Source organism: Mycoplasma sp. 1654_15 (assembly GCF_012516495.1).
Lineage (GTDB): Bacteria > Bacillota_I > Bacilli_A > Mycoplasmatales > Metamycoplasmataceae > Mesomycoplasma.
In genome coordinates this window covers 537,510-560,164 of the sequence record NZ_CP051214.1, presented here as the reverse complement: position 1 = coordinate 560,164, position 22,655 = coordinate 537,510, and the positions used below count along the sequence as shown (strand labels likewise).

Genomic DNA, 22,655 nt, shown 5'->3' with positions numbered 1-22,655 from the left:
AAACAATTTTTAAGCTATTGTATTTCTCCTTTGTGCTATTAATTATTATAAACTAATAAAAGTAATTAATCCCTATTTTTTCATAATATTTTTCAAATTCTTTAGTGGGTAGTCCACAATATAAATTAACTTTTTTCTTTTTTAAAAAAATAAATAAGGATTCTACAAGAATATTAATTTTAGAATTATCAAGTTGTTTAAATTTTTCTTTATTTAAAAAGATAAATATAGGTTTTAAAATAGAAATATTTAAAAAATCAATAGAATCTATTTCATTTAAGACAAAACCAATATTTAGATTTTCAGATAGTTCATGTTTTTGATTTCTATATTCTAAAATAAATTGTTTTAAGTTTGTAAAGTCTTCAACATTGATTAAATATTTTAATTTTGGATTGATTTTTACTTTATTAAGAAGATAAATAAACATTTGCTGATCAAGAAGTAAAATATATGGATTTTCTTCATGATGGAATTGTTCTAAGTAAGAATTATAAGTAAGAAGTTCTTTTTCAAATTTGGTTACTTTAGAATCTGAATATGAAAATGTATAAATTTTTTGATCAACAACTTTGTGTTCTAAATTTTTATAAGTATTAAAATTATTTATTTTTATTTTTTCAAAATTTAGTAGCATTTTTTCTTCATTTTGATGCTCTAATAAAGAAAAATCATTGTCTTGAAGTTTTTGTTGAAACTCTTTCATATCTAAAAATAAAGTATTTTTTGAACTTTTTTCTATTTCTTGAAAAGAATAATTAATTTTAGTGTTTAAATACTTTAAATCTTCGCGACTTTTAGCAACAAATGCTGAAATATAATTGTAAAAAAATTTGTATTTATTCTTCAAAAATAAAGCAAAAAGCTTTTTAATATATTTTTGAAATGACTTTTTAGCAGAAAACTCAAGTTGTAAAGTAAGAATATCTTTTTTAAATATCAAGCATTTTAAATTTTTTAATATAAAGATATTAGGTCAGTAAATTTGTTCAAAAAGTGCTTCTTTTTCTTCTTGTTGTGTTAAATTCTTTTTAAGTTTAAAGTTTAAAAAAACAATATTGTTTTTAGTGTTAGAGTCAAATACAAAATCATTTTTAATCATATTTTTTTGCTTGTTTTGTTTAAACTTTTTGATAAAAAAATAATCAAAAATATTGTTTTGGATAATAGAAGTTAAAATAAAATTTTTCTCTTTATTTTCTTCATTAGTTGTATCTTCAAAATGTAATTTATAGTTTTGTGATTGATTAGTTTTATCGTGTTTTTGTGAAAATTCAAGAGAAAAGCTTGTATTAAAATTATTTCATTTTGAAAACGCTTCTTTTAAAGTTTGAGTGTTTTTACTTCCGAATAATTTTATAAAATCACTAAACAAAACTCAGTCACCAAAAATTAATGGACCGTTTTTTGAAAGAAATTTCGAATACTCTAAAAAATATGCATCTTTTATCTTGATTCTTGCTTTTTTTTCATCATAAACAAAAGGAATTAAGAAGAAAGAATTAGTTTGAATTTTCTTAAAAAAATACAAGGAAAGAAGCAATAATACAACAATAACTAAGATGAAAACAACTATTATTACATATATTCATTCTGTGGACATATTTTAGCCTATGATTTTTCAATTTTTTCAATAGATTTATGATTTTTTAATATAGTTCTAATTTTTTGATTACTTTCTAAGTTAAAAAATTCTACATCAATTGTTTCGCTTTCAACATTTAAAACAATTCCTTGTCCGAATTTAATGTGATTAACTAAATCTCCTTGATAAAAAGTTGTGCTTTCACTCTTTGTGTAATTTAAATCACCTTTAGCTGTAATTCTACTAAAACTTAAAATTTGTTCAGATTTTAGCTTCATTTCAGAAACAAAAGTACTAATTGGAGTTGATTTATAGTTGTTTATTTTGCTAGCAGAAAGAAAATTCGATCTTGAATATGAAATAAAAAGTCTTTCTTTAGCCCTTGTAACAGCTACAAAAGCTAATCTTCTTTCTTCTTCAAGCAAATCATTATCATAGCTTTCTAAAGTTTTTTTAGTAGGAAAAATTCCTTCTGACATACCAATTAAAAACACATTTTGAAACTCAAGTCCTTTAGCTGCATGAATTGTCATTAAGGAAATTGAAGTATTTGTTTCATAGTCATTATCAAGATCTGAAGATAACACGCTATCGTCTAAATATTCTCTTAATGTTTTGTTTGTATTATGTTTTTGCCAAATTCGTAATGATGCATAGAATTTTTCTAGTACTTCTTGAGCTTCTTTTTTCTCTCCAGTCTCGTGTTTATAAGCACTAAAATAATCAATTTTTTCTAAAAAATTCTTTAATAAAATATCAAATTTTTGTTCTTTTTCTTCAAATAAAGGACGAAATGCTTTTATGTAAGATAAAAGTGCAATTAGTTTTTTTTGATTTTCTTTAGCAAGTGGTATTTTTATTTCTTGTTCTCGCTTAGATTTTGAATTTTTACTATAAAAATCCATTAAAAAGTCAAATAAATTTTTATTAGATGCTTCAGCTAATGAGTTTAATTTATTCAAAATAGTTGGACCAATTTTTTTAGAAGGAATATTAATTATTTGACTAAATGCAACAACATTACCATCATTTATTACTCTTAAAAAGTTAATAGCATCTCTTATTTCTTTTTTGGAATTAAATGAAGTATTTCCTACTATTTTATAAGGTATATTTTCTTTAAAAAGTTCATCTTCTAGATGTTTTGCATAAAAATGTTGTCTGTATAAAATTGCGATGTTTTTAAGTTGTACTTTGTTCTTTTTTAGATCATTTATTTCGCTGATTATTCAAGAAAATTCCATAGCTTGATTTGAAGCATCGAAAAATTTTATTTCAATTCCTTCTGTTTCTTTACTAGAAATTAAATTCTTTTTAATCCTGTTTTTGTTATTTGCGATTAGTGAATTTGCAGCATCTAAAATTATTTGATGAGATCTGTAATTTTTATCCAATGTAATAGAGATTAACTTAGGAAAATCTTTTTCAAGATTTAAAATTAAATTAACATCAGCCCCTCTTCACGAATAAATGGTTTGATCTGGATCTCCCACGACAATTAATTTTGTTTTTTTAGATACTAAAAGTTTTACGATTTCATATTGAATTGAAGATGTATCTTGGAATTCATCTACTAAAATATAGTCAAAAAAAGAAGATCATTTTTTAGCTACTTCAGGTATTTTTAAAAATAATGTTTTTACAAAAATTTGTAAATCATCAAAATCTACAACATTAGCTTTATTCATATAAAAAGTATAATTTTTGTAAATTTTTACTAATTTTTTTTCTGTAGAGTTTTGAGCACTAGAACTAATTTGTTCAAAAGTTAGCTCTTTATTTTTTACATAACTTATAAAATCTATTGCTTTTCTAAAGTTAGGAATTTCTTCATTTGTTAAAGAATATTGAAGCTTTTCATAGACATCTTTTAAAATCTTTTTTTGATCTTTGTCATCAATAATATTGAAGTTTTTGTCTAAATTTTCAAAGTCTTTTATCTTCTGAAATTCTTTAGCTTCTATTTTTAAAATTAAATTACACAATGAGTGGAAAGTAAAAATTTTGGTTTCATTAGCTTCTAAACCTATTAGATTTTTAACTCTTTCTTTCATTTCGTTAGCTGCTTTGTTTGTGAAGGTAAGAGCTAAAATTCTTTTTGAAATTGTCTTTTTAGAAGCAATTAAATACGCAATTTTTTTAGTTAAAACACTCGTTTTACCAGTTCCTGCACCTGCTATAATCCTCAGATGTTGCGAGTTTTCAAGCACAGCCGCTTTTTGATTAGTATTTAGACCAACAAGAATGTCATTTTTTAATTGAGAATATTTATCTGATTTCATTTTTTTCACTTTCCATTCATATAAGTTTTTTAAAGATAATTTTTTCAGGTTCAATTTTGTAGATTATTTGATCTTCTTTTTTTTCTTTTTTGTATTTTCAAACTGTTCTTGATTTAGAATATAAATCATTTAATCCAACTTTAGATTTTCTTGCTATGGAGATTATTAAAACAAAGCTAATTAGGGTATTAATATTTGAAAATAAAATAGGTATGGATATCAAGAATTGTTCTCACCAGTTTCAGTAATCTGAGTCAGTAAGTTTAATTTGTACATTTGAGTTATTTGATTTTATTAATTTTTCAGCTACTTGAGGAATCAAACAACAAGCAGATATCAAAAATAATACAATTCAGTTTAATGAAGTAAATGCTTCTTTTTTAATTTGTGAAATTATTTTTTGTTTAAAAGTTATTGGAGGTTCAAGAAAAACAACCTTGATTTTGCACAATTTTTGACCTATACTTTGATTGTGGTTAAAAATAGGAATAATAATTTTTAATAAAAAAATTAAAACAATAACTAAAAAATACCACAGATAATATTTTCAAGTAATTAGTTCTTCTTTCACATTATCTGTTGTGAAAACAGCAAATGAGATAGCAATAATAAAAATGAAAATAGTAATTAAGTCGATAATACCGCTTAAAAACCTGATTCAAAAATTTGCTATTTTATTATCTGTTTGCATTATAGTTTTTTATGAATTTCTTTTCATTTATCCTTGTTTAAATTTAATTTTATTAACTCAGCTTCTTCTGTGTTTTCAAATAAATAATTATTTGTGCTTTTGTTAAATTCAATATCACGTAATTTTTTTAAAAATTTAGCATACTTTTCAATAAGTAAATCAATTTGAGATTCTTTTCAAAGAATTTTTTTAATTTTTTTGAATAATCTTTGTTTATGAAGTCCAAATAGGCTAGGGATAAATAATTCAAAAAAATACATCTTTGCATATAGAATTTCGTTAGTAAAGTTTCTTCTATTTTGAAGCATATATTCAAAAATTTCGCTTCAATTTCTGTTTAAAGTATAAAAACTAATTTTCTCAATATAAACATCTTTAACAACAAAAAACTTTTGATCTAAAAAAACATATGAGTCAATGTTTAATAACATTTTGTAAACTAAATTTAGTAAAAATTTAGAGTTATTGGTTTTGATGCTTATGTTTTTTGAAATATTTAAAAATACTTCTTTTTTAAAGAATTTATTAAAAAACAAAGGAAAAGAATAAGCAATTACTTTAGATAATTCTTCTGATTTAAAAACTTTATTTTTCTTAATCCTGTTTTTAGGTGATCAAGAAAAATAAGATTCTAATTTAGGAGTAAATTCAATAACATCAGTATTAAATTTTTGTTTGTACTTTAAGAATATTTCGACAAAATTTGCTTCAAAATCTAAAAACTCTGAACAATAAATAAAGTATTCACCAGAAGAAATATTTACCATATCAATGATTTCTTCAGAAAGAATTTTATTTTTATCATTTATTACAACAATTACTTTATTTTTGAAGGATTTTATAGTATTTTGGACAATATTTAGTTGTTTTTCTGAAGGAGAATTTAGACTTAAAATAAGTTCAAAATCTTTATTAGTTTGATTTAAAAATTTATTTAAAATAAGTTCTAAATTTTCGCTTTTGTTATAAATAGGTAAAAGAATGGAAAGCATCATAAATTACATCATTAAATTTTTGTTTGTTCTTGGGAAAGGAATTGAGTCTCTTATGTTTTCAATACCAGTTACATACATAATTAAACGTTCAAATCCTAAACCAAATCCAGCAGAAGAAAAATTTCCGAATTTTCTAAGATCTAAATATCATTGCAAGTCTTCTTGCTCCATATTTAATTCTTTTAATCTTTGAAGTAATTTTTTGTATCTTACTTCTCTTTGTGATCCACCTATTAATTCACCAATACCTGGCACAAGTAAGTCAAATGCAGCTACTGTTTGTCCATCTTCGTTTTGGTGCATATAAAAGGCTTTAATATCCTTTGGATAGTTTATAATCGCAACAGGACCTTTTACTACTTCTTCAGCTAAAAATCTTTCATGTTCAGTTTTTAGATCAGTACCAAATTCTATATCTTGGTTTTCAAATTTTGCTTTATTTTTCTTCAAAATTTCAATAGCTTGTCTGTATTCTAAAGTAGTTAATTTGTTGTTATAAAATTGTTTTAATTTTTTTACTAAGTTTTTATCAATATTTTTTTGGAAATATTCGAATTCCACAGGATGTTTTTTAATAGTGTTTTTAATTACAGTTTTTAGAAGAGAATCTCCTAGGTTAATAATATCTTTTAGTTTGTAAAAAGAAACTTCAGGTTCAATCATCCAAAATTCAGCAGCGTGTTTTTTTGTGTTTGATTTTTCAGCTCTAAATGTTGGCGCAAAAGTATAAACTTTTTGAAATCCAAGAGCATAAGATTCTGCATGTAATTGTCCAGTTACACCTAAAGTTGCTTTTTTGTTAAAGAAGTCTTTTTCTTCATTATCAACAACAAAAGCTTCACCTGCTCCTTCTCCATCGTTAGAAGTAATAATAGGTGAAGAAAGATAAAGAAAATCATGTTTTCTAAAATATTCATGAATTTCAAAAGCAAGAGTTGATCTAATTCTCATCACAGCTCTAAATAATTTGGTTCTGTGTCTTATGTGAGGAATACTTCTTAAGTACTCAGTAGACATTTCTTGATTTTGTATAGGAAAATCAGAATCTGAGTGAGCTAAAATTTCAAGTTTTGAACCAATGAGTTCACCTTTTTGTTTTGCTTCTGGTGTATGTACAAAAACCCCTTTTACTTGAATCGCAGCTCCTAAACTCAATGTTTCAATTTTGTCTATAAATTCCTTATCATTTTTAAAAACTAACTGTAAATTTTCTAGTGTTGTTCCATCATTAATTTCTAAAAATTTAATTTTGGCATTACCTCTTAAGTTGGTAACTCAACCTTTAATTTCGACAGTTTGTTCGTTGTGTTTTTTAGCAGTTTTTAATAATTGCTTTATGTTCATTTTAAACTCCAAAAATGTTGTTTTTCTCTAAATTTAATTAAATAAAATTATACTACAAACAAGCCTATTTGAAAAACACTAACAACTATATGAAATTAATTTATTTTTTTTATCAATTTTGTAAGTTTGTGGTATTATTTAAAAGCATTTATTGCCTCTAGTGGAAGAAAAAATTCGATAGTACCACCAAGAGAACTTATGAAAGGATGCTCGAAATGGCAAAAAAAGAAATAGTTAGAATTGCTAAATTACAATTTAACGCTGGTCAAGCAAAACCAGGTCCTGCTTTAGCTGGATTAGGTATTGTTATGCCAGAATTTACAAGACAATTCAATGACGCAACAAGAGACAGAGGTAGCGAACCAGTTCCAGTTGCAATTACAATTTATAAAGACAAAAGTTTTGATTTTAAACTATTTACTTCACCTGCTTCTTACAAAATCAAGCAACTAGCTAAAATTGAATCAGGTTCTTCAAATTCAAAAACAACCAAAGTTGCAAAAATAACTTTAGAACAATTAAAAGAAATTGCACAATACAAATTAGTAGATTTAAATACAAAAAGTCTTGAAAAAGCTATGTTTACAATTTATGGAACAGCAAAACAAATGGGTGTTGAAGTTGAAGGTTGAGAAGAATTTGTAAAACAACAGAAAGAGGCTAAATAATGAAAAAAATAGGAAAAAAATTAGCTGAAGTAAACAAATTAGTAGATAAAACAAAATTTTATACTTTAGAAGAAGCGATGGAACTTGTTAAAAAAACCTCTTATACAAAATTTGATGGTTCAGTAGATTTAGCTTTTAGATTAAATCTAGATACAAGAAAAGCCGATCAACAATTGAGAGGAAGTGTTGTTTTACCTCACGGAACAGGAAAATCAATTAGAGTATTAGTGGCTACAGATTCAACAGAAGTAGCTGAAAAAGCAAAAGCAGCAGGTGCTGATTTAGTTTATACAACTCAAGAATTAGAACATGCTTTAAAAATCGATCAGTTTAACTTCGATGTTATAGTAGTTGAGCCTAAATTAATGCCAGTTTTAGGAAAATATGGTAAAAAATTAGGACCAAAAGGTTTAATGCCTAATCCAAAAACAGGAACTGTTACCCCAACTCCTGATAAAGCTGTTTTAGAACTTAAAAAAGGTAAAGCAAATTATAGAGCTGATAAATACGGAATTGTTCACTCTTTAATTGGAAAAGTTTCTATGGAAACCACAGCATTGACTGAAAATGCTCAAACATTAATTAATTTAATTAAAAAATTAAAACCAAGCGTAGTAAAAGGTACATATATTAAAAACCTTACTGTGTCTGCTTCAATGGGACCTTCTATTAAAATTAAATTAGAAGTGTAATTATTTATCCCTTTTAAAAATAAGAGCTCATACTCTTATTTTTTTGTTTTTTTTATTTTAAAATATATTAAAAATTGTATTATCATTAAAGAATATAAAGGAAATTATGTCTAAGTTTATTTTTGTAACCGGTGGTGTTTTATCAGGTATTGGAAAAGGAATTGTTGTTTCTTCTTTAGGTAATTTACTAAAATATCGTGGATATTCTGTCTTCATAATCAAATTAGATCCTTATTTAAATGTAGATCCTGGAGTTTTATCTCCTTACGAACATGGAGAGGTTTATGTTACTGAAGATGGAGGAGAAACTGACCTAGATTTGGGTCATTATGAAAGATTTACAGATGAAAATCTTTCCAAAGATTCTAACTTTACAAGTGGAAAAATTATTTCAAAAATCCTTGAAAAAGAAAGAAAAGGACTATACAACGGAAAGACTTTGCAGTATATCCCACACGTTAGTGATGAAATTATAAACATCTTAAAAAATATAGAAAAAAAATACAACACTGACTTTGTTTTAGTAGAAATAGGTGGAACTGTTGGTGATATTGAATCTAACTTATTTTTATATGCAATTTCACAAATGGGTTATGAAAGCGATTTTGAAAATTCTTATTATGTACATTTAACTTATGTTCCTTTCTTAGAAACATCAAAAGACTTCAAAACAAAGCCTACACAATTTTCTGTATCTAAATTACATGCTATGGGTATTCGTCCAAACATGATTTTTTTAAGAACTCACAAAGAACTAAATAAAGAAACCGCAATGAAAGTAGCAAAAGCTTCATTGTTACCTATCAAAAATGTGGTTTCTATACCAGATCTTAAAAATGTCTATGAAATTCCTTTATATTTCGAAGAAAAACACGTTGTTCAGTCTATTTTAGATTACTTTAAATTAGAACAAAAACCGGCTGATTTAACAAAGTGGAAACAATTTGAAGAGTTATATAATTCTAAAAAAGAAGAAACTTTAAAAATAATGATGTTAGGAAAATATACAGAATTTGTTGATGCTTATAAATCTATCGTTGAAGCTTTAAGAATTTCAGGAGTATATAATAAAACAGATATTGAACTAAAATTTTTAGATACTACTACTTCTGATAAAAAAGAATCAATGAATTTAGAAACATTAAAAGAAGCAGACGGAGTTGTTATCCTGCCAGGATTTGGTAAACGTGGCTTTGAAAACAAAGTAAAAGCAGCTGCTTTCACAAAAGAAAATAATATTCCTACTTTTGGTATTTGTTTAGGAATGCAAGCTATGACTGTTGCTCAAGCAAGACACAAAGGGATTATCAATGCAAATTCTAAAGAGTTTGCAACAGAAAAAGATGAAGTATATGTTTTAGATTTTAATATTAAAGATGGAGACAAACTACAATTAGGTGGTACTCTTAGATTAGGTGCTTCTGAAGTTGAATTTAAAAAAGATTCTTTAATTGAAAAAATATACAAAACAAGCAAAACCACAGAAAGACATCGTCATAGATATGAAGTAGTTAAAGAATTTGTTCCTGTTTTAGAAGATGAAAGATTTATTTTTTCAGCAAAACATCCACAATCTGAACTAATCGAAGCTTGTGAAGATCCAAAACACATTTTTTATTTAGGAGTTCAATATCATCCAGAATTTCTAGCTAGACCTTTAAAACCACATCCATTATTTGATGCCTTTTTAAAAGCTTCTTTAAAATATAAAAAATTAAAAAAAGAAAATGCAAAAAAATAATATAAAAAGAAAGAAAAAAGAAGGAAAATAAATGGTATTTCAGATTTTAAAATTAGAAAAATTTAGAAATTTAATAGTTTTTTTATTTCAAAATTTACTTACTGTTTTACTTTCTCTACACACGCTCTCTTATAAATTTATTATTGAATATTTTAGCAACTCTACTTCATTTAATTCAGTTTTATATACTTGATTATCTATTAATGTTTTATCAATGTTATTTTATGTTCTCATCAGTTGATTTTTTAACAAATTTAAATTAGCCACTCAAGCTAGAACATACCAACAAATTCAAGAAAAAATAGTTCATAATTTAACACAAGATACTGTTTATAACATTTATCAAAATAAAAATAAAACTATTTCATTTTTAAACGAATATTCTAATAATGCAATTTTAATTTTAGAACTCTTTCATGAGCATATTTTTAAATTTGTTAGCTATTCTGTTATACCGTTAATATTTATGTTTGTAATTTCGTTATACTCTTGAATTATTTTGCTAACTATCATTATAGCTAATGTCATTTTATTACTCTTGATTTTAGCTTTAAAACCTATTATGCAAGAAAGAGCTACACAAATGATGAATTTGTATGAACAATATGGTCAAAAACAAATCAAGGCATTTTCATTATTTTATGTATTTTACTTTTTTAATAAAATTTCTTTATTTCAAAAAACTATAAACTCAAGAGCAAATATGCTTCATAAACAAGAGTTTTTATTGGATTTTAAAACAGATTCTATTATTTGAGTCTTTAAATTTATTAATGTAGCATTTTTAACTTTAGGAGTAGGAGAGATTTCATTTTTAATTTACTACAATTTAATTGAGCTTGATTCTTTTCTTTCTCTATTTTCTTATTTACTTCTTTTTTCTACTTCTTTATCATTTTTATTTAATTCTTTACTTCCTATATTTTTATATGCTCCTACTTTGGATAAAATATTTAACAAACCTAATTCTAACAACATCAGGTTTAAACCTAAACAATTAATAGAGACTATAGAATTTAAAAACGTTAGCTATAAACTTTTAGAATCAGATAAATATGTTTTTACAAACAAATCTTTTAAAATCGAAAAAGGTAAAAAATATTTACTTAGTGGAGTATCAGAAAAAAGAAAATCTGCAGTTTTAAATATCTTAGCTGGAGTTTATAGAAAATATGAAGGAAATGTTGTAATAAATAAACAATATGAAGCAAATTTGTTAGATGTTAATTACTTCAGAGAACAAATTGGAATGCTTGAAAGCAATAGCACTATTTACAATGATACTTTATTAAATAACATAGTTATATGAGATAAAAATCCAAATATTGATTTAGTAAAAAATTTATTAAAAGAGTTTAAAATAGACCATATATCATTAGAAGATAATATAGCCTATAGCAAACTTTCAGACGGAGAAAAACAAAGAATTTCTTTAGCAAGATTAAAATACACCAACTTCGATATTTGATGTCTAGATCAAGTTCTTGATAACATTGAAACTAAATTTAGTTATGAGATTTGATATGATATTTTAAAAAATAATAAAAATACCATAATAGCAATAAGTAATCATATTGATGATAAAGTCAAAGACTTATTTGATGAAGAAATAGTGCTATAAACACTAAAAATCCTTCATTTTTGAAGGATTTTTACTATATTTTGTAATAAATTTTCACAAAAGCTTGCAATATATATATATATATAATAATTATGTTAAACACTAATGTGTTTAATAAATTTAAATCTTAATTTGACTACAAAATTCAAGGTATTTGGTAAATTTCGAAACATTTAATTATTGATTTTAAAAATAAAATATTTTATTTATCTATGAGTTTTGTTTTCGTGAATTATCAAAATTATCATTTATTTATTCGAGGTATATTATAAAAAAATGATTTTCAAAAAAATGACTGTTAAAGACCTTGCAGCTACGTTAGCTTTATTATCTATTCCTGTTTTAACTGCTGCTATCGTAACAGTTTCTTTGACACAAAAACAACAAGTACTAATAAAAGAACAAAAACAAGAAGATTTAAAACCTGAGCAAACCCCAACACCAGAGAAAGATTTTCCTTCTGTAGAAGATGTTAAACTAAATCTATTATTTTCTAATAAAACTAAATGAAATGCTCAAAAAACTAAATTGGAAAATGAATTAAAAGTTTTAGAAGAAAAAGAAAGTCTAACTGATGAAGAAAAAACAAAATTAAAAGAATTAACTCTAAAACTTTTAAGTATGGAATTACTTGAAAAACCAGAATTTGCAACTACATTAAAAGAAACTAATTCAGATCAAAATAAAGTTAGTTCATCTTTAGACCAGATTAACAATAATCTAAAACAAGATATTGAATTTAAACAAGTACAAAAAGAATTTTCACAATTAGATGAGAAAATGAAGCAAAATTTAATTTCAGATTTTGAACAAAAAGTAGAAATTGCTAAATTACAACAATTATTTACAAGTGATCCTGCTAAATTTAAAGCAGAACAAAGTAAAATAGAATCACAAATTCAATCATTACAAAAAGCAAGTTCAATGACTCCTGAAGACAAAATCATGTTAAATAAACTTGAAGTTGAACTTCTACGTTATGAAGGAGTTCAAAATGAATCTGATATTAAAAAACTTGAAACTTCAATAGAAGAAGATAAAACAAATCATACAAGAGATGATATTAAATATCATATCCAAGAACAAAAAAGAATTCAAGATGCTATTAAACAAAAAGTAAATGATTTAAAACTACAAGCAGAACTTGAAAAACAAAGAAAAGCAGAACTTGAAAAACTCAAAAAATCAAATCCAGACTTAGAAAAGTTAAGACAACAATTTTTACAAGGTGGTAGCCTTCCTTCTTTAGCTGATATTTTAAAAACTCCTTCTAAATAAGTTATTATTTTATTTAAGTACTAAAAATCCTTCATTTTTGAAGGATTTTTTACTATATTTTGTAATAAATTTTCATAAAAGCTTGCAATATATATATATATATAATTTAATTGTTAAATATAAAAATTTTTACTAAATTTATGCTTAAAAATAATACTTTTTAAAGCGCAGAATTTATAATTATAAATATAAATCACCACTTCGATATCAAGTAAAAATAGCTTTATATTAACAATACAAATTAGGAAACACAAGGTTATTAAAATTAAAATGGCATTTAAAAACAAAAGTGTAAAAGATATAGTAGCAGTTTTAGCAATTTTATTGGTTCCTGTTTTAACTGCAGCTATCGTAGTTGTTTCTCTTACAAATAGACAAGAAGTTGTAGTAAAAAATGAAACAACAAATACTTCTGATACTTCAACTAAAAATCCTCCCGCAGTGCAACCTCCAGCTGAAAAAACTTCTTTTGAAAAAGCACAAGATACATTATCTTCTCTTTCACAAACACAAAAAGATAAAATAATGAGTGATTTTGAAAAACAAGTTGAAGTTGCAAGACTACAAGATTCATTTAATAACGATAAAGAAAATTTTTTAAAAAAACAAACAGAATTAGAAACATTATTAACTGAACAACAAAAACTTCCGCTTAATGCAGAAAACATAAAAAAACTAGAAGAATTAGAACAAAAAGTCTTTTTATATGAAGAAATTTCTAATTCTGAACTTATCAAAAAAACTGAAGAAACTTCAAAAGAACAAGCTTTACAATCTAAAATTGATGTATTAACAAATACATGAGATAAAAAAAGAAATGAAGATTATTTCTTGCCAAAAATTCAAGAAAGAATAAAACAAGAAATTAAAAATAAAAAAGATTTAGAAGAAGTAAGAAGAAAAAATGCAGAAGAACTTAAAAAATTAAGAGAACAATTACAAAAACAGCAAGAGGAACTTTCAAAACAACTTAATCCTCAATCACCTCAAAGTTAAAAAGTAAATTATTTTGAAAAATCCTTCATTTTTTTGAAGGATTTTTTATTTTTTATACTTCCTAAATAAATTTAAGTTTCAAAATACTTTTGAAAAACATTTGGAAAAATTAAATTTTGTATAAAATTTATAAGCTATATTAATTACAAAAGGAGGTTATTATGGAATTAACAAATATTAAACTTTCTCCTTATGCTTTTTTTGCCGGAGGATTTATAATCTTACTTGTTAGTGTGTTTTTAATAGCTTTTTCCATTAGAATTTATGCTAAAAAACAAAATGGAATTAGATTTATTTTGATAAACTTTCTTATTTTATCTGCTATTATCACTTTAGTGATTTCAATAGCATTGTTTATAGTTGGTGCAGCTTTAATGGGTTATGACAAAGGAAAAACATATTTTGATTCTGAGCTTGAAAGAATAATAGAAGAAGTCAAAAGACAAGTAAGAGAAGAAGTTGAAAGACAAAACTCAGGGCTAAGAGTTTCACTTCGAAGATAATAAATTTTAAAAGTTCATAAGAAATTATGAACTTTTTATTTTGCTTAATTTAGTAAACTAAAAGATATCAAAAATAAAGTATAATAAATTAGAAATGAAAAAGAAATTTAAAGAGATGATACTAAAAAAGAAGTTATCTTGATTTTATGCTTGAAATATATTTTATGTTTTGCAATTTATTTTAAATTCTTTTTTAATCACAATTTCTCCATTTTACATTTTTAATGCAATTAATCAAAAATCTTTAAATTATTTAATTCTTTGATTAGTAATTTATTTTGTTTCTTCATTAGTTTTTGTTGTGGTAAATACTTTTAATCGTTCTATGTTTACAGGGTTTACAGCCATTTTAAAACATAAAAATTTAGAAAAAATGTCAACTTATTTTAACAAAGTAAATTTAACTGAATATAAGAAAAAAGGCGAAGGCTTTTACTATTCAGAAATTAAAAATAACAATGATGAAAGAATTACTAAGTATTACAATTCACTATTAGAAATAATTAAACATACTTTATATATAGCTTCGATTTTAATTTTTGCTCTTATATTTAATTGAATTATTGGTTTAACTCTATTGATATCTTTTTTAATATTTTCGATTTTTCCTTTATTGTTTAAAGAAAAACTAGAAAAATCCTATAAAAATAAAGTAAAGTCAACCAATTCCTTTTATGAAAAATCAAATCAAATAATCTCTTATCTACCAAGTTTAATGTTATTAAACAAAAAAGATGAAGTAAATAAGATTTTCAAATCCAATATTAAAAACAAAATAGAAGCATATAAAAATTACATAAAAATGAGAAATATTTCTTTTTGGATTTCTTCTAATACTGCAAGAATATTTAAAACTTTAGTTAATGTTTTTATTATTTTAATTTTTATTTATATTTATTACAATCACATAAATATAATTGTTTTTTCAGTGTCGATAATTGTTTTGTCAAATGTTTTATTAGATAAATTTTTTGAACAAATAAATCATTTTTTTAGTAATATGATTAAATTTCACCAAGTAAGAAAGCATCAAAAAGAACATTTAAATGACATACCTTTTGGCTTAAAAATAGAAGAGAATTTAATCCCACTACCAAAAAAATTATTTAGTATTGATATTAAAAATTTAACTTTTAGTTATGATAAAAATCCTTTAATTTCAAAGCTAAATTTCAAAATACAACAAAATAAAAAATATTTAATTGTAGGAAAAAACGGAAGTGGAAAATCTACATTAGCAAAAATATTATTAGGACTAGAAAAAGATTATCAAGGTCAAATAATTTTAAACAACCAATATGATTTAAAAACAATAGATTTTAAAAGTATAAATTCTCAAATTAATTTCATAAGTAAAAAAAATTCAGCAACCTGTTTAATTGAAGGTGATTTGTACAAAAACATTAGTTTAGAAGAAGATGAATTTCAAAACAGAGACAAATTAAAACAAATAATTAAATTTTTAAATTTAGAAGTTTTAGAAGAATCTCAATACTTAACCAATAACTGAAATTTATTAATTTCTTTAAATCAAAAACAAAGAATTCAAGTAGCAAGAATTTTATATGATGCCAAGCCTTTTTTAATAATTGATGAAGCTCTATTAAATATAGATAAAAAGAATTTAGAAAAAATAAAAAATTATTTATTTAATGATAAAAATTTAACCTTAATCTATATTTCTCATCATATTAAAGCTTCAGAATATAAACATTTTAATGAAGTTATTGAATTTAGAAAGTAGTAAAAATAGTTAACTTACAAATAATATGCATTTTTTGCTATAATACAAAGTTATAAATTAAAGATATTAAAATGTTTATATTAAAGGAATAAAATGGCAAAAGAAAAAGAAAAATTAAATAAAATCAATTCCAATAATCTCGGTTTTGAAGAAAAATTGTGAAAAGCTGCAAATACATTAAGAGGACAAGGAAGTACATTAACAGCCAAATATGCAGATATTTTGCTTGGTTTAATCTTTTTAAAATATGCATCTTTTGTTTTTGAAAAAAGATATCAAGAACTAGTTGCAGAAGGTAAAGGTCTTGAAGACGATGCAGATGAGTACAAAAAAATTTCTGCTTTTTTTATGTCAAAAGATTATATTTGATCAGAAATTGCAAAACGTAGTAGAGAGGCAAATATAGCAGAATTTTTAGATCAAGCAATGGAAAACATTGAACAAAATAATAAAATATTGGAAAACACACTACCAAAAAAATATGTTTCAAGTGAATTAAACCCTACTGCATTAGGAGATATAATTGACATTTTTATAAATGAAATTCACTTTGATGAAGTAGAAAAATCAAGAGATATTCTTGGAAGAGCATACGAATATTGTTTATCCCATTTCGCTGAAAGCGGGGGGGGGAATTCTATACTCCTAAATCAATAGTTGATACAATTGTTGCCATTTTAGATCCTGTTGCTAAATCAAGAATTTATGATCCTGCTTGTGGTAGTGGGGGAATGTTTGTTCAGTCAATAAAATATTTAGAAGAACGACACGAAAAAACAACTCAAATTTCATTTTTTGGTCAAGAATCTGAACCTGATACTTGAAGAATTGCCAAAATAAATATGGCAATTAGAGGAATTGAGGCAAATTTCGGAGACTCCCCTGCATCAACTTTTACAAATGATCATTTTAAAGATGAAAAATTTGATTTTATCTTTGCAAATCCGCCATTTAATCAAAAAAATTGATGAAACGAATCTTTAAGTGAAGATCCTAGATGACAATATGGTATTCCTTCAAAATCAAATGCCAATTTTGCTTGAATGCAACATATGATTTCTCACCTATCACCAAGAGGAAAAATTGCTTTAGTTTTATCAAATAATTCTGTTTCTTCATTTGATAAAACAGAAACAGAAATTAGAAAAAAAATAATTGAAGATAATATCTTAGAGGCTATTATCTCTTTTCCTACTCAGCTTTTTTATAATGTTTCATTACCAGTAGTTGTTTGAGTTTTTAACAAAAAGAAAAAAAATAAAGATAAATTTTTATTTATTAATGCAACTAAATTAGGTCATATGGTATCTACTAAACATAGAGAATTATCAAAAGATGATATTAACAAAATAGTATCTACATATAAAAAATATGCAAATGGTGAATTAGAAAATGAAAAAGGATTTTCAGCAGTAGTTTTGTTAAATGAAATAAAAGAAAATAATTACAATTTAACAACTGGAAGATATGTTGAAGTTAATTTTGATTCAGAACCTGCAGAAGAATTTGCCACAAAAATGAAAAGTTTAAGCTCAGAACTTATACAACTTTTTCAAGATTCTAAAATGTATTCAGAAGAAATAGTTAATAACTTAGCTAATTTAGGATTTGGTTTAGAAGATGAAAATGAAGAATAATTTTGAATGAAAAGAGTACAAAATTGGTGAGTTGTGTTGAGATACAAAAAATAAGTATACAAAAAATAAAGAATATGCAATTTTATTAAACACAAAAGATATTTCAAAAGAAAAAATTCAAAATCATGCGCCTTCACTTTGAAAAAGTGCAAACCCTCACTTTAAATATATTTTAGAAGTTGGAACAATCATATATTCAAAAGTTGCTCCTATTTATAAACATTTTATGTATGTAAAATCAGTTCCAAAGTCAAAATATTCTTATGTCATTGCAGATAGCTTTTTAATTTTATCTACTAACGAAAAAATTGTAAAATCTAAATTTTTATACAATATTTTGAGGAATGAAAATATCATAGAACATATTCATTCAGAAGCAATAACAAGATCAACTACTCTACCTTGATTTAATTTCAGTGAATTATCTCTTCTCAAAGTCTCCATCCCTCCTTTTGAAATCCAAGACAAAATAATAAAGATAACAGATTCACTAGATAATAAAATTGAAACTAATGAAAAAATAATAGAAAATTTAAAATTTCAAATATTAACACTATATCGTCGCTATTTTGTTGATGTTGATATAGAGCAAAATATTAAAACACAAGGATGAAAAAAACAATCATTACTACATAATGATTTATGTAGTGTTATTAATGCAAGAATAAATAAATTTGAAGGGGATAAGGAATATTTTGCAACTGCTGATGTTCAACATATAAATATAAAAAATGGAAGATTAGTTTCTTCTTTAACAATACCTGGTAGATCAAGTAAGCAACCTATTTTGTATTCAGTTTGATTTTCAACACTGAAAGATAGTTCAAAACATATTTTATTAAATAATGCATTAAAGTACTTGGTTGAAAATAGTTTATTTTCTACAGATTTTGCAGGCTTAAAATGTACTCAAACCACTTTTGAATATATAGCAAGTTATATTTTATTCCCTTTGTTTGAACAAATAAAAAGCAATCTAAGTCACGGATCCGCCCAACAACGAGTTATTCAAGACGATTTCAACAACATCCCTCTAATCGTTCCACCTAAAAGCATAATAGAAAACTATCATAACTTAACAAAAGCAATGTTTGAAAATTTAAATACTTTACTTTTAGAAAACAAAAAACTTGAAAAACTAAGAGACAAATTAATTACTAAATTATTAAATAATGAGCTTGATTTATCAAAAATAAAAGTATAAAAGTGTATAAAAAGAAGGCAAAAATGTTAAATGAAAAAGCTTATGAAAATGAAATAGTTTAAAAATTTATTGATACTTTAAAACACAGACAAAAACAAACCGAAAAATTTATTAATAAATCTTTTCTAAAGGAAGAATTATTATTTGAGCAACTCAAAATTATTAACAAAGACGCCGATGATCAAGCAATTAAGCAAGCAATTAAAACATTAATAAGTTTGCAACAAGAAAATCCTTCAGATTTAAAGCCAAATTTAAAATTTACTAACTGATTGCAAAATGGAATAACTGTAAGCTACAAACAAAATAATGAACAAAAAGGCAAAACTATTAAATTAGTTGATTTTGAAAATATAGAAAATAACATTTTTGAAATTTCTCAGCAAGATTCTTTTCAAGAAAAAAATAAAGATAAAAAAATACCTGATTTAATAGTTTGATTAAATCATATTCCGATTGTAGTTATGGAACTAAAAAATCCTATTGATCCAAATACTACAATTGAAGATGCATATAAACAATTAAGAAATTACATGTATGACATTTCTTCAGTATTTATATATAACACCTTCTTAGTTATTTCTGATTTATCTGAATCTAAAATCGGAACAATTACATCTTCTTTTGAACATTTCAAATCCTGAAAAACAAAAGATGGTAAAGAATATTTAAGTAAAAAAGAAATAAATTGAGAAGTCTTTTTTGAAGGTATTTTTCAAAAAGAAATTTTATTAGATATTATTAAAAATTTTATTTGTTTTAAAGATGATCAAGAAACTAAAATAATTGCTTCTTATCATCAATATTGAGGAGTTAAAAAAGCACTAGCTAGAGTAAAAGACATAAATGAAAATAAAGATAAAAACAAACCAAAAGGTGGTGTAGTTTGACATACTCAAGGTTCTGGTAAATCCATTTTTATGGTGTTTTTATCAAAGTTAGTAAGACGGATTTTAGAAAATGTTACTATAGTTGTAATTACAGATAGAAATGATTTAGACTCACAGCTTTATTCTACTTTTGATAGTTTTTCTGAATTTTTACAACAAAAACCAGTACAAATGGAATCTAGAGAAGATTTAAAAGAAAAATTAATTAAGCAAAAAGTAAATGGTATCTTTTTTAGCACTATACAAAAATTTGAAGCTGATTCTAAAACATTATCTACAAGAGAAAATATAATAGTAATTGCAGATGAAGCTCATAGATCTCATTATGGTTTTTATGATGAAATGGAAATTAAAAATGAAGAAACTTACAAAGAAAAAAAAAGGTTTTGCTCAAATTTTAAGAACTTCATTGCCTAATGCTTTTTATATCGGCTTTACTGGTACTCCATTATCAAAAAAAGAAAAAGATACACGAGCAGTTTTTGGTAAATATATCGATATTTATGACATTACTCAATCCATTGAAGATAAAGTAACTACTGATATAGTCTTTAATTTAAAAATGGTAGATTTACAATTAAATGATGATCAAGTTTCTACAATTGAAAAGCATTTTGAACGAATGTATAATTCTAACAGTATTGAATCTGTTAATAAATTAAAAAAAGAGCATTCAAATTTAGAAGCTATTTTTTCTAATAATAAAGTAATAGATTCAGTAGTTAATGATATTTTAGAACATTATGAAAACTCACAAGCAAACACTTTAAAAGGAAAAGCAATGATAGTTGCTTATTCTCGAGCTATTGCAATGAAAATGTATAACAAATTTATTGCACTAAGACCAGAATGAAAAGATAAAAAATTAGCTTTAATAATGACTTCTGATAATAAAAATCCTGAAGAGTGAAAAAAAGTTATTAATGATAAAGAATATCAAAAACAAAGAGCAATTGAGTTTAAAAAACAAGATTCTGAATTAAAAATAGTAATTGTTGTCGATATGTGACTAACAGGTTTTGATGTGCCTTGTTTATCTACTATGTATATTTTAAAACCAATGATTGAACATAATTTAATGCAAGCAATAGCGAGAGTAAATAGAGTCTTTCCTAACAAAGAAAAAGGTCTAATAGTTGATTATATCGGTATTTATAAGCAATTAAATAAAGCTATGACTCAATTTAGTTCTAAAAGAGACATAGAATTATCTAGACCTGCAGATGTAAGAGAAAAATTACTGCCTGAATTTGAACAAATACTAGAAGAATGAAGAAAAGAAGCCGAAAATCTAAAGATTAATTGCAAAGATTTTGAAAGTCAAGAAGATGGTATTAAAATGGAATTAATTGTAAGCTTTGCTAACTACTTATTAGATAGTCAAAAAGAAGAAATTAAAAAAGTCTTTGTTGAAAATATAACATTTTTAAAACAAAATTATTCTTTAGTTTATTCTGTTTTGGACGATAAATCAAAAGGTCTTTATTCTTATTTTTCAAGTATTTTAGGTTTTATCAAAAAAAGTTTAAAACAAGAAATTTCCCAAATCAAAACACAAGAAGATTTTGATAAACACATATTAAATTTAACAAATAATATAGTAAATGCAGACAAAATAAACATAATTTCAGACAATAATTTAATATCTTTGATAGACGATGTTCAAAATTCTAATATTTATTTTCACGAGTTAAGAAGATTAGTTGAACATAGAATAAACATTATAAAAAGAACTAATAAAAGAAAAAGTGAAATCTATTCACAGTTAGTAATAGAAACAATTGAAAAATACAAACAAGGCATTGAAGGATTGCGTAAAACAATTGAAGAAGTTAAACAAATTTATCATCTAACACAACAAGACGATGAAGAAGAAAAACAATTAGAATTAACAACACTTGAAAAAGCTTATTATGACATTTTTAAAGAACATATTAGCAATGAAAATAAAGAATTTCTTAAAGATATGGCTTCAAAAATTTGAGGTATTCTTATAGAAGTAAATAGTAAATATCAAATTGATTTCTTTGAAAAAGAACAACCACAAAGTGATTTAAAATCAGAAATAAAAAGATTCTTGAGTGACAATAAAATTGGAAAAGAAAAATGACAATCATTACTAGATGACATTATTGAACAGTTTAAATTACAATATGATTCTGATTTTGAAAATGAAAAAGAAATGAGTTTTGTTTCTAACTAATTTTTAAGGTAAAATAAAGTTATGAAAAAAGATAATTTTGATTCTGAAGAAAAGCAAAAACAAATTAAAAAAAACAAAAACTTGCTGAAGAAAACATCCAGTTTCTTGATGATGAAAAAGAGTTTTTACTTGAAGAAATAAAAAATAGAAAATTTCCAAGAAAAAGAAGTCGATTGTGGTGGCTCTCTAGTCCCGTTGTTATTATTATAATAATTTTAGTAGCTGCTAATCGTTCAAGGAGTAATTCTTCATCGATAAATCAAATAAACCGCCAGCCAATTTATAAAAGAACTTACCAACCTATAAGAACTTACCAACCTATTAAAAGAAAACCATTTAGACCTTATTCAATTCGTGGTAGAACATATAATAGCACTTTTGAAATAAATCAAAGAACTACTTTTGACCAACAAAGACAAAAATCAAAGCTTACAAATCTTCTTTTAGCGCAAAAAGACATAATAATCAGATTATAAAAAACTATTTAAAACTTTTGAAGTATAAAATAAAAATCCTTCATAAATGAAGAAAAATAAAGAAAAAACTAGGAAATTGTTCCTAGCTTTTTTGTTATTAAATAA

19 protein-coding genes are annotated in these 22,655 nt (G+C 24.3%); 14 read left to right on the top strand and 5 right to left on the bottom strand.

Features of this window, described 5'->3' with window-relative positions; all coding sequences use genetic code 4:
• Positions 1 to 52: 52 nt before the first annotated feature.
• From HF996_RS02485 to asnS, 5 genes are read right to left on the bottom strand one after another with little or no spacing between them, the layout of a single operon-like run.
• Entirely contained in the window at positions 53 to 1,603 is a 1,551-nt protein-coding gene (locus HF996_RS02485) for a hypothetical protein (protein WP_168910486.1), read from the bottom strand.
• Positions 1,604 to 1,611: 8 nt separating this feature from the next.
• Positions 1,612 to 3,867 (bottom strand): ATP-dependent helicase, encoded by a 2,256-nt coding sequence (locus HF996_RS02480; RefSeq protein WP_168910485.1) that lies wholly within the window; start codon positions 3,865 to 3,867, stop codon positions 1,612 to 1,614.
• A complete protein-coding gene (locus HF996_RS02475) occupies positions 3,854 to 4,558 on the bottom strand; it encodes an RDD family protein (protein ID WP_168910484.1) in 705 nt (234 codons plus the stop codon). The genes HF996_RS02480 and HF996_RS02475 overlap by 14 nt, the downstream gene beginning before the upstream one ends.
• Positions 4,558 to 5,553 carry a glycosyltransferase family 2 protein gene (locus HF996_RS02470; RefSeq protein WP_168910483.1) on the bottom strand — a complete coding sequence of 332 codons (996 nt, stop codon included), beginning with the start codon at positions 5,551 to 5,553 and terminating at the stop codon, positions 4,558 to 4,560. Before HF996_RS02470 ends, HF996_RS02475 begins: the two co-directional genes overlap by 1 nt.
• Positions 5,554 to 5,556: 3 nt before the next feature.
• A complete protein-coding gene (asnS, locus tag HF996_RS02465; protein WP_168910482.1) occupies positions 5,557 to 6,897 on the bottom strand; it encodes an asparagine--tRNA ligase in 1,341 nt (446 codons plus the stop codon).
• Between the two features lie 215 nt (positions 6,898 to 7,112).
• Here asnS and rplK point away from each other — a divergent pair, with 215 nt between their 5' ends.
• From rplK to HF996_RS02400, 14 genes are all read left to right on the top strand, one after another.
• The gene (rplK, locus tag HF996_RS02460) at positions 7,113 to 7,565 is read left to right on the top strand and encodes a 50S ribosomal protein L11 (protein WP_168910481.1); all 453 of its coding nucleotides are present in this window, start codon (positions 7,113 to 7,115) and stop codon (positions 7,563 to 7,565) included.
• Complete coding sequence (gene rplA, locus HF996_RS02455; RefSeq protein WP_168910480.1) at positions 7,565 to 8,257, top strand: 50S ribosomal protein L1; 693 nt, start codon at positions 7,565 to 7,567, stop codon at positions 8,255 to 8,257. The genes rplK and rplA overlap by 1 nt, the downstream gene beginning before the upstream one ends.
• A gap of 106 nt (positions 8,258 to 8,363) precedes the next feature.
• Complete coding sequence (locus tag HF996_RS02450; RefSeq protein WP_168910479.1) at positions 8,364 to 9,998, top strand: CTP synthase; 1,635 nt, start codon at positions 8,364 to 8,366, stop codon at positions 9,996 to 9,998.
• Positions 9,999 to 10,029: 31 nt separating this feature from the next.
• Positions 10,030 to 11,619 carry an ATP-binding cassette domain-containing protein gene (locus HF996_RS02445; protein ID WP_168910478.1) on the top strand — a complete coding sequence of 530 codons (1,590 nt, stop codon included), beginning with the start codon at positions 10,030 to 10,032 and terminating at the stop codon, positions 11,617 to 11,619.
• Positions 11,620 to 11,895: 276 nt separating this feature from the next.
• Positions 11,896 to 12,897, top strand: a complete 1,002-nt coding sequence (locus HF996_RS02440; RefSeq protein WP_168910477.1) for a hypothetical protein — start codon at positions 11,896 to 11,898, stop codon at positions 12,895 to 12,897.
• 270 nt (positions 12,898 to 13,167) lie between these two features.
• The gene (locus HF996_RS02435; protein ID WP_168910476.1) at positions 13,168 to 13,893 is read left to right on the top strand and encodes a hypothetical protein; all 726 of its coding nucleotides are present in this window, start codon (positions 13,168 to 13,170) and stop codon (positions 13,891 to 13,893) included.
• Between the two features lie 161 nt (positions 13,894 to 14,054).
• Entirely contained in the window at positions 14,055 to 14,396 is a 342-nt protein-coding gene (locus HF996_RS02430; RefSeq protein WP_168910475.1) for a hypothetical protein, read from the top strand.
• Between the two features lie 94 nt (positions 14,397 to 14,490).
• On the top strand, positions 14,491 to 16,140 hold the full coding sequence (locus tag HF996_RS02425; RefSeq protein WP_168910474.1) for an ATP-binding cassette domain-containing protein: 1,650 nt from the start codon (positions 14,491 to 14,493) through the stop codon (positions 16,138 to 16,140).
• A 93-nt stretch (positions 16,141 to 16,233) separates the two neighbouring features.
• On the top strand, positions 16,234 to 16,797 hold the full coding sequence (locus HF996_RS03975) for a type I restriction-modification system subunit M N-terminal domain-containing protein (protein ID WP_217349326.1): 564 nt from the start codon (positions 16,234 to 16,236) through the stop codon (positions 16,795 to 16,797).
• A complete protein-coding gene (locus HF996_RS02420) occupies positions 16,740 to 17,777 on the top strand; it encodes an N-6 DNA methylase (RefSeq protein ID WP_217349325.1) in 1,038 nt (345 codons plus the stop codon). The genes HF996_RS03975 and HF996_RS02420 overlap by 58 nt, the downstream gene beginning before the upstream one ends.
• The gene (locus tag HF996_RS02415) at positions 17,767 to 18,981 is read left to right on the top strand and encodes a restriction endonuclease subunit S (protein ID WP_168910473.1); all 1,215 of its coding nucleotides are present in this window, start codon (positions 17,767 to 17,769) and stop codon (positions 18,979 to 18,981) included. The genes HF996_RS02420 and HF996_RS02415 overlap by 11 nt, the downstream gene beginning before the upstream one ends.
• 68 nt (positions 18,982 to 19,049) lie before the next feature.
• Entirely contained in the window at positions 19,050 to 20,288 is a 1,239-nt protein-coding gene (locus HF996_RS02410) for an HsdR family type I site-specific deoxyribonuclease (RefSeq protein WP_334199187.1), read from the top strand.
• Positions 20,227 to 22,074: a type I restriction enzyme subunit R domain-containing protein gene (locus HF996_RS02405; RefSeq protein ID WP_168910471.1), complete on the top strand. Its 1,848-nt coding sequence runs from the start codon at positions 20,227 to 20,229 to the stop codon at positions 22,072 to 22,074. Before HF996_RS02410 ends, HF996_RS02405 begins: the two co-directional genes overlap by 62 nt.
• A gap of 173 nt (positions 22,075 to 22,247) precedes the next feature.
• Positions 22,248 to 22,550 carry a hypothetical protein gene (locus tag HF996_RS02400; protein ID WP_168910470.1) on the top strand — a complete coding sequence of 101 codons (303 nt, stop codon included), beginning with the start codon at positions 22,248 to 22,250 and terminating at the stop codon, positions 22,548 to 22,550.
• The last annotated feature ends 105 nt before the right edge of the window (positions 22,551 to 22,655 follow it).